Origin of the sequence: Streptacidiphilus sp. MAP12-16 (genome assembly GCF_041262165.1) — a bacterium.
Lineage (GTDB): Bacteria > Actinomycetota > Actinomycetes > Streptomycetales > Streptomycetaceae > Streptacidiphilus.
On record NZ_JBGCBY010000007.1, the window covers coordinates 101,761 to 116,474 of the forward strand.

The following is a 14,714-nucleotide window of genomic DNA, read 5'->3' on the forward strand; positions in this document are numbered from 1 at the left end:
AGCGGTTGGCGGCGGCATTCGGCCTGACCGTCGACTGCCCGCGCGATCGGGCTTCCCCGGCACGCAACGATTCGCGTTCATGCCTGTGACGCGGCGCCTCTCGGGAGACCGCAGATGCGCTGCGCCGGTCGGCCGAGTCCGGTTGGCGCATGTGCGCCGCTGCGCTTTGGCGCCAGGTTCCTGACATTCCATCGCCTGGGCCCGGGCCGGTAGACCCGACCCATGATTCTTCTCGCACGCCGTCGCCAACGCGTTCGGAGGGCCGTGGCCGTCACGGCCACCGGCGCTGCCACGTTCGCGCTTCTGATCGGACCGGGCGGCCCCGCGGTCGCGGCCGGGCCCCACGCCGCCCTGCCACAGGCGACCTCGCGAAGCACCGCGCACACGGTCACCCTCATCACCGGCGACATCGTGCGCGTCGTGGACCTTGGCAGCGCGAGGCAGGCCGTCGACGTGCAGCGCCCGCACGGTGCCAAGGGCGGCGTCAGGACCGAGACCGTCGGCAAGGACCTGTATGTGCTCCCCGACGAGGTCATGCCCTACCTCGCGGCCGGTGAGGTGGACCGGCGGCTCTTCGACGTCACCACACTGATCAGTCAGGGCTACGACGACCAGCACAGCGACGGCATCCCAGTGATCGTCGGCTACTCGTCCGCCTCCGCGGCGATCCGCAGCGCGCAGACGGCTCTCCCAGGAACCGCGCGCATACGGGCGCTGCCCAGCATCCACGGGGCCGCACTCAAGGCGACCAAGCGGCAGGCGCGACAGGCCTGGACCTCCCTCACGGGGAACCGTCCGGTGCCCTCGACGGCGCAGAACACCGTCAGGCCGTCCCTGGGATACGGCGTGGCCAAGGTCTGGCTGGACGCCCGGGTGCACGCCGATCTGGCGCAGAGCACCGCGCAGATCGGCGCCCCCGCCGCGTGGGCCGCCGGGTACGACGGCAAGGGCGTGAAGGTCGCGGTCCTGGACACCGGTGTCGACCAGAACCACCCCGATCTGGCCGGCCGGGTCAGCCAGGCGGTCAGCTTCGTCCCGGGCGAGACAGCGGACGACGGCAACGGTCACGGTACCCACACGACCTCCACCGTGGGCGGCAGCGGCGCGGCCTCCGGCGGCCTGGAGAAGGGAGTTGCGCCCGGCGCCGACCTCCTGATGGGCAAGGTGTTGTCCAACTCGGGCTCCGGAGACGACTCCTGGGTCATCGCCGGGATGGAGTGGGCTGTCGCCCAGCACGCGAGGGTGATCAGCATGAGCCTCAGCGGCTCGGATCCCAGCGACGGTACCGACCCGATGAGCCAGGCCGTGGACAACCTCAGCGCACAGAGCGGAGCGCTGTTCGTCGTCGCTGCCGGCAACACCGGAGCCGAGGCGATGATGAGCTCCCCGAGCGCGGCCGACGCGGCCCTGACCGTGGCCGCCGTGGACTCCAGCGACCAATTGGCCCCCTTCTCCAGCATGGGGCCACGGTTCGGGGATTATGCCCTCAAGCCTGACATCGCTGCTCCAGGCGTCGACATCCTGGCCGCCAAGGCTGGCGGAACCGCTGCGACCGGCTACTACCAGACGATGAGCGGCACCTCGATGGCGACACCACACGTCGCCGGCGCGGCCGCGATCCTCGCCCAGGAGCACCCGGGCTGGACCGGCCAGCAGCTCAAGGACGAGCTGATGAGCACGTCCAAGCAACTGTCCGCTGACACCGCGTACCAGGTGGGAGCGGGACGCGTCGACATCTCCTCCTCGATCAACGCCACCGTGGCCGGCACCGGCTCGGCGTACTTCGGGTTCGACGCCTGGCCGCACGACCACGAGGCGCCGGTGCAGCAGACGCTGACCTACAGCAACTCCGGTAGCGCGGCGGTCACCTTGAAGCTGTCCGAAACCGCTGAGGTGGCCGGGGGCCCGTACGACGTGGACCCGACGGCCGGCGCCGGCGCGCCCGCACCGGCCGGAATGTTCACGCTCTCCAGCGACTCCGTCACCGTGCCGGCGCACGGCAAGGCGACGGTCACCGCGACCGGACGACCGGCGATGGGCGAGAACGGCCGCCGCTACCTGGGGCAGGTCGTTGCCACAGACGCCGCGAACCAGGCGCAGGTGCGTACTCAGATCGGCCTGTACAAGGAGGATCAGCGGTACACGCTGCACATCGCGCTCAAGGACCGCTCCGGTGCCCCGGTCGCAGGCTCGGTCGAGCTGCAGCAGTTCGGCATCCCCGACCCGTCGTTCATCACCGTGGGCGCAACCGGCCTGGCAGATGTACGGCTGCCCGCGGGCGAGTACAGCGCGGTGAGCTATCTGCCCGTCGCGGGCAGCCATGGACCCGACTCGGTCGGCCTGGCAGTGCTCGGCAGCCCGGAGATCATCATGGACAAGGACCAAAGCCTGAACCTGGACGCAGCCAGGGCGAATGAGGCGACCGCGCAGGTACCGCGCGAGACCGAGGACCGCATGCTCTACGCGGACTGGTACCGGTCCGACGGGGCCAACAGCACCATCGCCGAGCAGTACCTGCTGCCACCCGGCTACGACAGCCTGTTCGTCCTGCCGACCAAGAAGGTGACCACCGGCAGCTTCGAGTACGAGACGCGGTGGCGCAAGGCGTACCCGCTGCTGACCCTGACCGATCACGGTAAGCCGGTCACGGTGCTGGGGCAGTCCGGATCCGCGCTGTACGACGGCACGGATCACCTGGGCGCGGTCTACGCGGGCGCCGGGGCTCCGGCCGACTACGCGGGACGCGACGTCAAGGGCAGAGCCGTGATCGTCACCCGCTCGGATGCGCTCACCGGGACGCAGCGCGCACAAGCGGCCGCGGACGCGGGAGCGAAGCTGCTGGTCGTCGTCAACGACGGTCCTGGCAAGCTGTACGAATGGGTGGGGACCGACGCCGGTGGCGCCAGTGCCGTGCCCGTGGTGTCGGTGACCGCTCTGACCGGCGCGCCGCTGGTCGCCGAGGCGAAGCGCGGCGGCTCGCGACTCGGAGTCGAGGGCGTACCGAACTCGCCCTACGTCTACGACCTGGTCGACCCCCATCCGGGCAAGATCCCCACGGACCTGACGTACCGCCCACGCCCCAAGGACCTGGCGACGGTGCAGATGAACTTCTACGGGGACACCGCCTACGCCGGTGGCGAATTCCGCTGGGACTACCGGCCCTACCGCACGTACTCGTACGGCTTCCCGCTGCAGATCTCGATGCCCGGGACGCGCACCGACTACGTCTCCGCCCAGCCGGGCACCACCTGGGCGGAGTCCGCGGTCACCGGTCCGGCCATGGCCTTGGAGTCCGTCTCGGGCTACGTGACGTACCGGCCCGGCACCAAGGTGACGGACAACTGGTTCGCTCCCGTCGCGCACCCGCGCAACGGAGGCGGTTTCTGGTCGTCCGACCGGCAGCAGAGTTTCTTGGAGATCAATGTTCCACCGTGGACCGACAGCGGTTCGGACCACGGCGGCGTCATGCAGGACGGCAGCGACACGCTACTGATGAAGGTCTATCAGGACGGCACTCTGGTCTCGACCTCGGCCTGGCCGTCCGCGACCCTCTACCCGCTGCCGACGGTCACCTCGACGTACACCCTCGACCTTCAGGCCAACCGTGATCCGGCGCTGTACCGGCTCTCGCCCAGCACCCACACGGTGTGGAAGGTGCTGTCGGCCCCAGTGACGGATCCGATGGCCATCGACCGGATGGCGCTCATGCAGCTCGACTACCAGGTAGCAACGGACCTCGCCGGCAACAGAAAGGGTGGACGGCAGACGATCGGGTTGTCCGCAGGCCATCTGCCGGGCGCGGTGGGCGCAGGAATGATCGCAGGTGGCACCCTCGCGGTGTCGTACGACGACGGAGCCACCTGGCACCCCGTCACCTTGGAGAAAACCGCGACCGGGCGCTGGACGGCCGAGTTCAACGCGCCGTCCAACGGATTCGTCTCGCTCAAGGCGACCTCGTGGGACACCGCGGGCAACAGCATCTCGCAGGAGGTGACCCGGGCGTACGGTTTGAAGAGCGGTAGCGGTCGAGGACGCAGCATCGGGTAACCGTCACCGACGACATCGCGGCCCCGGTCTCGCTGATCGGGGCCGCTTCTCGTATCCTCCCTGGACCAACAGTCGAACGGGGAGGAGGCGCAGCGCATGCTTACCGCGCTTGGGCTCGGCACCGCAGAAGAAGAGATCTACCGCCTCCTCATTGCCCGTCCGAACTCCGGCGCAGATGAGCTCGCGGCGCTGACCGACCTTGCGCCGGCCGTTGTGGACCGCATACTCACGTCGCTGGTCGGCTCCGGCCTCGCGGCTGCCAGGGAGACCGCGACCGCAGCCGGGTGCACCACAGTGTTCACCGCGGCACCGCCGGCCGTCGCGCTGGGCTCGATGCTTCGGCAGCGGCGCGATGACTTGCGTGCGGCGGAGATCGATCTGCTCGCCCTCGTCGAGCAGCATCGCGCCACCGGAAACGACTATGCCTCCGACGGCGTCATCGAGGTGATCACGGACGTCGACGCTGTGCGCCGACGCTTCGCCCAGATCCAGGACTCGGCGCGGAGCGAGGTCCGCTCGATGATGGTGGCCAATCTGAGCGTGGTACCCCACCGGCAGAACCAGGCAGGCTATGACGGGCTGCGCCGCGGGGTGGTCTACCGGGTGATCCTGCAGCGGGAGGCGCTGCTGGCGCCGGGCATGGTCGGAGAGGTGATCGCCGGCATCGCGCAAGGTCAGCAGGTGCGCATCGCCGATCTGGTGCCGGTCAAGATGGTGATCGTCGATCGCGACCTCGCCATGGTGCCGCTGCATTCCAACCAGAACACGGCCGCCGCCTCGATCCTGGTCCACGCCAGTGGTCTGCTCGACATGCTCGTCGCGTTCTTCGAGATGTCATGGGAGCGCGCATATCCCATGTCGGCGAACACTGTCGGAGACGATGCGGGAGCGCATCGCCCCGGCGAGATCGACGAACTCGACGCGCGGGTACTGGCGTTGGTGCTCGCGGGGTTGACCGATCAGGCAGCGGCAAGGCAGCTCGGCCTCTCGAGGCGGACGGTACAGCGCCGCATCGGCCAGCTCATGGCCAGGGCCGGTGTGACCACGCGGGTCCAGCTCGGCTGGCACGCTGCGCGCAAGGGCTGGGCTTGAGCGCGGACGTCGCGACAACTCGCGCCGACCGACACTGCCCCCCACCTGCATCGGGCTCGCACGACCGACGAGGGACGGCGGGGTGTCTTCCTGGTCGCGCAGTTCACGCAGCGCTGGGGCACACAAGCCCTCGCCGAAGCCGAACTCACCAGGGCGACCGCGTGACCGGCAAGGCGCAAGCTCCTGGCGCCTTCGGTCAACTGTCGGATTCGAAAGGCGCGATGGCAGCCTGCACCAGGTCGAGGTTGGCGTCGAGGTCGGCCGCCGCATCGACGGTCAGGCCCTGTTCACCTGCGCGCAGCGGTTCCAGGGTGTCGTACTGGGAGTCCAGCAATTGCGCCGACATGAAGTGCCCGGCGCGGTGCGCGGTTCGCTCGCGAGCGGTCTCCTGGTCCAGGGCAAGGTGAAGGAACCAGACACCCGGACCGGCCTCGCGGAACAGGTCCCGGTACTCGTGTTTGAGCGCGGAACAGGCGACGACGCCTCCCTTCCCGGCGTGAGTCCTCTCGCGGATCCAGCCCGCCAGAGCCTGTAGCCACGGCTCGCGATCCGAGTCGTCCAGTGCCTGACCCGCGGTCATCTTGGCGATGTTCTCGGCCGAGTGGAGCTCGTCGCCCTCCACAAAGGGCACGCCCAGGCGCTGGGCGAGCATCCGCCCGATCGTGGTCTTGCCCGACGTCGAGACGCCCATGACCACGACGATGGTCGGTGCCCGCCCGGATGTCTCCATGTCTGGAGATCCTGCGTGCGAGGACGTCACCTTCGCCCCTTCCGACACCGCAGGTCCACACAAAACACCCGTTTGGTCCAGGGTGCACCTCCCTGCCTTCGTGCCACCGGGTCTGGTGCTCTGCAAGGCCAAGGGTGGACCGATCCGCACCGCGAGGCACCGGTGTCTCCCGGGCCAACGGCTCGACAACGCCGCTGTGTCGCGCGCCTCTTGAGGCACTCCGCGCGGTGCGCGGTCGGGTTCCACTCTGTTGCGCCGTTGGATGGACACGAGTACCTCCAACGGTCGAGCGAAGCGAGTCGTCCCCTGCCGACTGCCACCGGGGATGGTTGTGTCGCGGTGACGACGCGGTACGCCAAGGACTAGGAGACAGCAGTGACCTCACGTGTGGACAGCGACCGGCGGTTCGTCTCGCTACCGCTTCTCCGAGGGCAGAGGGCGTTGGTCACCGGAGCGAATTCCGGCATCGGCAAGGCGACCGCGATCGGGCTCGGCCGGGCAGGAGCCGACGTCGTCGTCAACTACGTCGTGGGCCGTGAAGAGGCCGACGAGGTGGTCAAGGAGATCGAGGGCTTCGGTGTGCGGGCCTTTGCGCATGAGGCGGACGTGTCCGACGAGGGCCAGGTCGTCGGCATGTTCGCCCGTATGTTCGAGGAGTTCGGCACCATCGACGTGCTGGTGGCCAACGCCGGCTTGCAGCGGGACGCCGCCCTGACGGAGATGACCGTCGAGCAGTGGCACAAGGTCCTGGACGTGAACCTCACCGGCCAGTTCCTCTGTGCCCGGGAGGCGGCCAAGGAGTTCCTGCGCCGGGGCATCGTCCCGGAGGTGTCCCGCGCGGTAGGAAAGATCATCTGCATGAGCTCGGTCCATCAGATCATCCCCTGGTCGGGCCACGTGAACTACGCCGCGTCCAAGGGCGGAGTGCTGATGCTGATGCAGACGCTGGCGCAGGAACTGGGCCCGCACGGGATCCGGGTGAATGCCGTCGCGCCCGGAGCCATCCGCACCCCCATCAACCGCAGCGCCTGGGACACCCCCGAAGCAGAGGCCGATCTCCTCAAGCTGATCCCCTACCGCCGGGTGGGCGACCCCGAGGACATCGCCGACGCGGTGACGGTCCTGGCCTCCGACCTGATGGACTACGTCGTGGGCACCACGCTCTTCGTCGACGGCGGGATGACCCTCTTCCCCGGCTTCGCCACCGGAGGCTGACCCCCCGGTGGACGACCACATCACCCCTCGCCGGGTAGTGATCCTCGGCGGCGGTTTCGCCGGCCTGTTCGCCGTTCGGGCGCTTCGCAACGCGCCAGTCGCGGTGACCGTGGTCGATCGTTGCGCGCACCACCTGTTCCAGCCGCTGCTGTACCAGTGCGCCTCGGGCATCCTCTCCAGCGGTCAGATCGCGCAGCCGCTGCGCGCCGTCCTGCGCCGCCATGGCAATGTGCGCTGCCTGCTGGCGACGGCCACCGACGTGGACGTCACTGAGCGCATTGTCCGTGCCGAGCGCCCGGACGGGGGAAAGCTCGCACTTCCCTACGACGATCTGATCGTGGGCGTAGGCGTGAAGCAGTCCTACTTTGGACACGACGAGTTCGCACAGCACGCCCCGGGCATGAAGACCCTGGAGGACGCCCTGGGCGTGCGCCGAAAGCTCTATCGCGCGTTCGAGATGGCGGAGGCTGCCGAGGACCCGCAGGAGCGTGCCGCCTGGCTCACCTTCGCGCTGGTGGGGGCCGGTCCGACCGGGGTCGAGCTGGCGGGGCAGATCCGGGAGATCGCGAGCCACACCCTCGACCGGGAGTTCACCAGCATCGACCCGAGCCAGGCGAGGGTGCTGCTCTTCGACGGCGCGGACGCGGTGCTGGCAGCGTTCGGCCCGGTCCTGGCCCGCCGTGCGGCCAGGACGCTGCACAGCCTCGGCGTCGAGATCCGCCTCGGCTCCATCGCCACCGGTGTGGACGAGCGGGGCCTGACGGTCCGCCGGCACGACGGCAGCACGGAACGCTTCGAAGCGCGCACGGTCCTGTGGACCGCCGGGGTCGAAGCCCCACCCCTGGCCACGGCGCTGGCCCGGGCTACCGGAGCCGAGCAGGACCGGGCCGGGCGGATCATGGTCGAGCCTGATCTCACCATCGCCGGCCATCCGGAGATCCGGGTCGTCGGCGATCTCATGAGCCTGAACAAGCTGCCCGGCCTGGCCGAGGTCGCGATGCAGAGCGGCGCCTATGCGGGCCGCCGGATCCGCCACGCCGTCGAGGGCCGGACCCGGAGGCCGCGCCCGTTCCGCTATCTGGATCTGGGCAGCGCGGCCTACATCTCCCGTGGCCGGGCCGTGGTGAAGATGGGCCGGTTCCACGCGTCCGGCGTGCCGGGCTGGCTGATCTGGCTGTTCATCCACATCGTCTTCCTCACCGGCTTCCGCAGTCGGCTCGGGGCGCTGATCAGCTGGGCGGTGGTCTTCGCCTCCGGCTCAAGGCGCGAACGCGCCTTCACCTCACCCCGATCGCAGACCGCGGAGGCGGACGCGGCGTCCCTGTCCGGCCCCCCGGCTGATCCCACGGTCACCCGGCACGATCCACCGAGGCCCGCATGAACACCCTTACGGCCCTGCTGGCGAGCAGCCCCGCGCAGGAGGCGCCCGCCCGCCAGCTGATGGCCTTCACTCTGGGCACCCATATCCTGATCGTGCCGCTGGGCGTGGCGCTGCCGTTCATCACCCTGGTGATGCACCACCGGGCGCTGCGGAAGAACGATCCGGTCGCCCTGCTGCTGGCCCGGCGCTGGTCAGCCGTGATGGCCGTCCAGTTCGCCGTCGGCATCGTGACCGGCACCGTGCTGTCGTTCGAGTTCGGCCTGTTGTGGCCCAAGATGATGGGCACCTGGGGAGACGTCTTCGGTCTGGGCTTCGGGGTCGAGGCGTGGGCGTTCTTCCTGGAGGCGGTGCTCATCGCGATCTACCTCTACGGCTGGCGCCGCCTCAAGCCGTGGACGCACTTCTGGCTCGCCGTGCCGCTGCCGTTCGCCGCGCTGATGGGCGCCTTCGGCATCATCGGCGCCAACTCCTGGATGAACACCCCCCAGGGCTTCACCCTGGACGCCAGCGGCAAGCCGATGAACGTGAGTGTCCAGCAGGCCGTGTTCACCCCGATGTTCGGCCCCGAGTACTGGCACTTCGTGGCCGCCATGTTCCTGACGGCGGGTTATGTCGTGGCCGGCATCTACGCGGTGGGCTGGCTGCGCGGACGCCGCGACCGCTATCACAAGCTCGGCTTCACCGTGCCGTTCACCGTCGCCGCCATCCTCACCCCGGTGCAGTTCTTCCTCGGCGACAACATCGCGCGGCAGATCTACCACAAGCAGCCCGAGAAGTTCGCCGCCGCCGAGATCGTCTGGAACACCGGCACCCATGTCCCCGAGTACCTCTTCGGCCGACTGGAGTCCGACGGAAGCGTCAAAGGCGGCCTGAAGATCCCCGACCTGGACTCCTTCCTCGCCGGCTTCAGCGCGAACACGCAGGTCACGGGCCTGACCTCGGTCCCGGCCGCCGACCGGCCCACCGCGGCGGAAGCGACCTTGGTGCACTGGACCTTCGACATCATGGCCACGATCGGCAGCGTGCTGATCCTGCTCGCCCTGTGGTACGCCGTGTACTGGCTGTGGCGCCGGGACCTGCCCAAGACGCGGTGGTTCTTCCGCTGCGCCGCCCTCGCCGGGGTGGCCAGCGTGATCACCGTGGAATGCGGCTGGATCACCACCGAGGTGGGCCGGCAGCCCTGGATCGTCTACCAGTACATGCGGGTGTCCGACGCGGTGACACCCACCAAGGCCGGCTCGCTCTGGACCATGTTCGGCATCGTGGTGGTGGTCTATGTGCTGGTGTTCGGTGCGTTCGTGGGAGTGGTCCGGATGATGAGCCGACGCTGGCGCCGCGTCGACCAGGGCCATGTCCCGCCACCCGGCGAGGGCCCGGAGACCGACACCCCCTACGGGCCCCGACCGGAACCGGCCGCAGTCGCCCCCGGGGCCTCCGGTTCCGGCGGGTCCTCCGGGTCCTCCGCGTTGCGGCCCGACCACGGGCCCCGACCGTCGAAGGGAGGCACCGAATGACCGCCGGTGTGGTGGCGTGGATCCTGCTCCTGGCCGTCGCTGCCTACGCCTGCGGCGGAGGCGTCGACTACGGCGCCGGGTTCTGGGACCTGGTCGCCGGCGGGACCGAGCGGGGAGAACGTCCGCGCTGGCTGATCGACCACGCGATGGAACCGGTCTGGGAAGTCAACAACGTCTGGCTGATCTTCGTGTTCATCCTCATGTGGACCGGCTTCCCGGTCTTCTTCGAGGCCGTCTTCAGCGCGATGTGGCTGCCGCTGGCCCTGGCCGCCGTCGGCCTGGTGCTGCGCGGCGCGGGATTCGCGCTGCGCAAGCCCACCACGCGGCTGGCCCGACGCCGGATCTACGGTGCCGTCTTCGCGGTCTCCTCACTGCTGACGCCGTTCTTCCTGGGAGCCGCGGTCGGCGGTGTGGCGTCCGGTCGGGCCGCTCCGGGCGTCACCGCATCGGCCGACGTGTGGGCCAACACCACCTCCATCATCGCCGGCCTGCTCGCGGTCGCGGCCACGGCCTTCCTGGGAGCGGTGTTCCTTACCGCGGACGCCCGCCGCTTCGACGCCCCGGACCTGGAGAGGTACTTCCGGCTGCGGTCCTGGTTCGCCCTGGTCGTTGTGGGCATCCTGGCGCTGATCGGCCTCGCCACCACCCACAAGCACACCTCCTACGTCTACCACGGACTCACCCACGGACTCGGACTCCTGCTGGTGCTCCTCTCGTTGGCGGCCGCCCTGGCCACCGCGTGGCTGGTCGCCGGGCGGAGAGCAGGATGGGCCCGGTTCACCTCCGTCGCCGCCGTCGCCCTGGTCATCGCCGCCTGGGGCACCGCGCAGCGCCCCTACCTGGTGCCGACCTCCCTCACCGTGCAGCAGGCCGCCGGCGCGACCAGGACACTGCAGTGGCTGATGCTGGTCACCGCGATCGCGATCGTCCTGGTCGGACCGGCGCTGTTCCTGCTCTACCGCCTCGACACGCGCGGTCTCCTCGAAGCGCAGACGGACGCGGACGTCGAGGGCGGCGCGAGCCGCCCCGGCACCTCCCCGCTCTGAGGCGGATCGTCCGCCACTGACATCGTCCGCCACCGACGTCGCACTTCGCACGGCTCGGCCCATGGCTGGTCGGCGAGAGCATCTGTCAGCTCGTCAAGTGAGTCGAGAGCCCGGAGGCACAGCTGTGACAACGAATCAGATTCTGGAAGGTCTGGGACTGATCGTCGTGCTCGCCGTCGGCTCCCAGCTGCTGGCGAGCCTGCTTCGCATCCCTGCACTCATCCTCCTGCTACCAGTCGGATTCACCGCCGGTGCGCTGACGAGCACCGTCAATCCCGACCGCTTGCTGGGCGCCGCTTTCTCCCCGATGGTGTCCCTGGCGGTCGCGGTGATCCTCTACGACGCCGGCCTCGGCCTGGACCTGCGGAGACTCCAGGGACACACACGCCGCGTGGTGATCAGGCTGATCTGGCTCGGCGTGCTCATCACCTGGGTGTCTGCTGCGCTTCTTGCGGCACCGTTGCTCGGCATGTCCAAGCGCTCGGCCGTGATGCTGGGAGCGATTCTTGTCGTCTCCGGGCCGACGGTCGTCGGTCCTCTGCTCAACTTCGTCCGTCCGACGGAGCGACTCCAGCGCATCCTGGTGTGGGAGGGCTCACTGATCGACCCGGTCGGCGGCATCCTGGGCGCCCTGGTCTTCCATGCCGTTGTCGCGAGCAATCGGAAGGGATTCGGGGCCCAACTGGGACAGTTCGCGGCCAGCGCGGCCGTCGGTGCGGTGGGGGGAGCCGTGGGCGCGGCGCTGCTGTGGCTACTTCTTCGTCACCTGCGGCTTGGTGAGGTGCTGGGCACGACGGTGCAACTCGCCGCCGTCGTCGGCCTGGCAGCCGCCTGCGACGCGGTTCGTGACGACACAGGCCTCATCGCCGCGGTCGTCATGGGGATGGCCCTGGCCAACCTACCCGGCCTGGATCTACCGGCGCGCCGACCCTTCTTCGAGACGCTGGTGTCGCTGATCATCGGGCTGTTGTTCATCTCCATCTCGGCCACCGTCACGCCGCAATCCCTGCGGCACGTGGTGCTGCCGACGCTGGGCCTCGTCGCCATCCTGGTTGTCGTGGTCAGGCCGCTCGTCGCCGGGCTCTCCACCGTGGGCACGGACGTTCCGGGCGGGGAGAGATGGTTCATCGGTTGGATGGCACCGCGCGGCATCGTCGCCGCCTCCACTGCCTCGACGTTCTCGCCCACGCTGGTCAGCAAAGGCATCGGTGGCGCCGAGAAGATCCTGCCCGCCACGTTCGTGGTGATCGTCGCCACGGTCATGGTGTACGGCCTGACCGCGCAACCTGTCGCCAGACGCCTGGAGGTCCTTCGATCGGCGCGTTCGCGGCCGCTGCTCGTGGGCGGCGACCAGTGGGCGGTCGACCTGGGACGGGCCCTGCGCTCGGCCGGGTTGGACGTGCTGATGTGGGCGGGCCTCGACCGGCAACGCGAGCGGATCGCGGAGGCCGGACTTGAGCTGGCACCGGGGGAACTGCTCGCGGCCGCCTCCGGCACCGGCGCGGAGCTGGAAGGAATCACCGGCGTCCTGCTCCTCACCGAGGAGGACGACTTCAATGCTCTCGCGTCCATGACCCTGCGGGGGAGTGTGGAGGGTCCCGTCCACCGCCTCGGACCGCCCAGCCGCAGCCATGGCGTTGTCGCCCCTTACACAGGGGGCGAGACCCTCTTCGGTGCTGAGCTGAGCCGGCCTGAGCTGGCCCGCCGGTACGAGGGTGGAGCGAGGATCGTGACCCACCAGGTCGACGGTGAGATCCCCACCGGGTATGAGGTGTTGTTCCTGGTACGCCCGGACGGGCGGCTCGCCCCGGTCACCGCATCCGAGCGCCCGACGCCGCAGGCCGGCGACGTTGCGATCGTGCTGAGTCCCCCCTCCGGGCAGCGGCCGGGGGAGGTGGTGGCCGGGAGCACGGAGGGGGAGTAGGCGCGACCGTCGTCAGCGCAGCTGCTCCGCGAGGTGGTCGCCGACCCGAAGTGCGTTGGCGATGGCGGTCAGTGACGGGTTCACAGCGCCGATGCTCGGGAAGAAACTCGTGTCCACGACGTAGAGATTCTCGAGGTCATGGGCTCTGCAGTTCACGTCCAGAGCCGAGCTCTTCGGGTCGTCGCCGAAGCGGACGGTGCCGGCCTGGTGCGCGGTGGCGCCGATCGGCATCCCCTTGTGCAGATAGATGCTGTGCGGGAGCAGGTGGTGCGGGTGCATGCCCAGATGCCCCAGCATGCCCTGCAGTTTGTGCTGCAGGTGCTTCAAGCCCTCCATGTTGTTCTTTTCGTCCAGCGCCAGATGGATATTGCCCTCGGCGTCCAGGGTGACGCGGTTCTCCGGCTGCGGGAGGTCCTCTCCGCACAGCCAGAAGTCGACCGCGTGATGGGCGAGAACTTCGAAGGGCATGTCCGGGGAGGCCAGACCGGCCCAGCGCGGAGCTTCGCCGCGGATCTGGTCGGAGTCCGACTTGCCCAGCATCTGGATGCCGCCGAGCGGGTAGTCCCAGTCGTCCGACCCCAGGTACCAGTCGTTCACGGCGAGGGTCTTCTGGAACTGGGTGTCGTTCGGCTCGTTCGAAACCGCCATCAGGGCGAGGTTGTTGTGCCGCATGTAGTGGCGACCCACCACGTCCGAACTGTTGGCCAGGCCACGGGGGTGTCGGTCGTTCGCCGAACGCAGTAGCAGGGCAGCGGAGTTCACCGCCCCGCAGGCGACCACCACGATGTCGGCACTGAAACCCGTCATCGACCCGTCGTCGAGCTCGGTGACGACGTTGCTGACCCTGCGTCCGGATGGGTCGGTCTCCAACCGCCGTACGTTGGCGCCGGTGACCATGCGGACGTTGGCGTGCTCCAGCGCCGGTTCGACGCAGATGACCTGGGAGTCGGCTTTGCCTCGCACCAGGCACGGGAATCCGTCCACCCGGTTGCATCGGATGCAGACACTGTCGTTGGTCGCGTTGCCGTGCTCGTCCTGGGTGAGGTTCACCCCGATGGGCAAGTGGAACGGGTGCAGCCCTTGCTTCTCCATGTCGTCGCTGAGCTGCTGGATCCGCGGCTCGTGCTGCACCGGGGGATAGGCATACTGGGCGCTGACCGGCCCTTCGCTCGGGTCCTCGCCGTGTTGTCCGTGAACCAGGTAGAGGTGCTCGGCCTGTGTGTAGTACGGCTCGAGGTCCTCGTAGCGGATGGGCCAGGCAGGTGAGATTCCGCCGTGGTGGCGGAGCTCGCCGAAGTCCTCGGGACGCAGCCGGAACAGCGCGGCGCCGTAGAACTTGGTGTTCCCCCCGACGTAGTAGTTGACCTCGGGCTGGAACTCGTTGCCGTGCTTGTCGTACCAGGACTCGGGGGCGAGGTACTTGCCCTTGACGAAGACAGCGGTGGACTCCCAGTTGTCCCGTTCCCTCGGCAGGTAGCCTCCCCGTTCCAGGATCAGGATCCGCTTGCCGGTGCTCGCGAGCCGGTGGGCGAGCGTGCCACCACCCGCACCGGTCCCGATGATGATGACGTCGTAGTGCTGATCGTCGGCCACGCGGGCCACCGTCCTCGAAGTCGTTGGTCGTCGCCCCGGCGGGGATGCCCCCCAAAGGGCCCACTCATGGCTCGCGCGCGCAGTCGAAGCTGCCTGTCTTCGTCGGCCAATCAGTGCCAATTCGCAACGTATCGGGCGTCGCTCCTGGAGGCGAGTCGACCAGACGAGCGGG

9 protein-coding genes are annotated in these 14,714 nt (G+C 69.1%); 7 read left to right on the forward strand and 2 right to left on the reverse strand.

Going from position 1 to position 14,714, the window contains the following annotated elements; all coding sequences use genetic code 11:
- Positions 1-264: 264 nt before the first annotated feature.
- Both ABIA33_RS11220 and ABIA33_RS11225 read left to right on the forward strand, forming a co-directional pair.
- Positions 265-4,047, forward strand: a complete 3,783-nt coding sequence (locus tag ABIA33_RS11220; protein WP_370080002.1) for a S8 family serine peptidase — start codon at positions 265-267, stop codon at positions 4,045-4,047.
- Positions 4,048-4,143: 96 nt separating this feature from the next.
- Positions 4,144-5,139: a helix-turn-helix domain-containing protein gene (locus ABIA33_RS11225; RefSeq protein ID WP_370080004.1), complete on the forward strand. Its 996-nt coding sequence runs from the start codon at positions 4,144-4,146 to the stop codon at positions 5,137-5,139.
- Positions 5,140-5,335: 196 nt separating this feature from the next.
- Here the strand turns inward: ABIA33_RS11225 and ABIA33_RS11230 are convergent, their stop codons facing one another.
- A complete protein-coding gene (locus ABIA33_RS11230) occupies positions 5,336-5,869 on the reverse strand; it encodes a gluconokinase (protein ID WP_370080006.1) in 534 nt (177 codons plus the stop codon).
- 375 nt (positions 5,870-6,244) lie between these two features.
- Here ABIA33_RS11230 and ABIA33_RS11235 point away from each other — a divergent pair, with 375 nt between their 5' ends.
- The 5 genes from ABIA33_RS11235 to ABIA33_RS11255 all read left to right on the forward strand — a co-directional run bounded on the left by ABIA33_RS11235 (position 6,245) and on the right by ABIA33_RS11255 (position 12,949).
- Complete coding sequence (locus ABIA33_RS11235; protein WP_370080008.1) at positions 6,245-7,084, forward strand: SDR family oxidoreductase; 840 nt, start codon at positions 6,245-6,247, stop codon at positions 7,082-7,084.
- A 7-nt stretch (positions 7,085-7,091) separates the two neighbouring features.
- Positions 7,092-8,465, forward strand: a complete 1,374-nt coding sequence (locus ABIA33_RS11240; protein WP_370080010.1) for an NAD(P)/FAD-dependent oxidoreductase — start codon at positions 7,092-7,094, stop codon at positions 8,463-8,465.
- Positions 8,462-9,979, forward strand: coding sequence for a cytochrome ubiquinol oxidase subunit I (locus tag ABIA33_RS11245; protein WP_370080012.1), 1,518 nt, complete (start codon positions 8,462-8,464; stop codon positions 9,977-9,979). The genes ABIA33_RS11240 and ABIA33_RS11245 overlap by 4 nt, the downstream gene beginning before the upstream one ends.
- Positions 9,976-11,025, forward strand: coding sequence for a cytochrome d ubiquinol oxidase subunit II (locus ABIA33_RS11250; protein ID WP_370080014.1), 1,050 nt, complete (start codon positions 9,976-9,978; stop codon positions 11,023-11,025). The genes ABIA33_RS11245 and ABIA33_RS11250 overlap by 4 nt, the downstream gene beginning before the upstream one ends.
- A 124-nt stretch (positions 11,026-11,149) precedes the next feature.
- Complete coding sequence (locus tag ABIA33_RS11255) at positions 11,150-12,949, forward strand: cation:proton antiporter (protein WP_370080017.1); 1,800 nt, start codon at positions 11,150-11,152, stop codon at positions 12,947-12,949.
- 12 nt (positions 12,950-12,961) lie between these two features.
- On the opposite strand, the gene ABIA33_RS11260 is transcribed toward ABIA33_RS11255, so the two are convergent.
- On the reverse strand, positions 12,962-14,542 hold the full coding sequence (locus tag ABIA33_RS11260; RefSeq protein ID WP_370080019.1) for a GMC oxidoreductase: 1,581 nt from the start codon (positions 14,540-14,542) through the stop codon (positions 12,962-12,964).
- Positions 14,543-14,714: the final 172 nt, after the last annotated feature.

Coding starts and splice junctions, on each gene's coding strand:
- ABIA33_RS11225 (WP_370080004.1), top strand. CDS start 4,144: ATGCTTACCGCGCTTGGGCTCGGCACCGCAGAAGAAGAGATCTACCGC.
- ABIA33_RS11230 (WP_370080006.1), bottom strand. CDS start 5,869: ATGGAGACATCCGGGCGGGCACCGACCATCGTCGTGGTCATGGGCGTC.
- ABIA33_RS11245 (WP_370080012.1), top strand. CDS start 8,462: ATGAACACCCTTACGGCCCTGCTGGCGAGCAGCCCCGCGCAGGAGGCG.
- ABIA33_RS11250 (WP_370080014.1), top strand. CDS start 9,976: ATGACCGCCGGTGTGGTGGCGTGGATCCTGCTCCTGGCCGTCGCTGCC.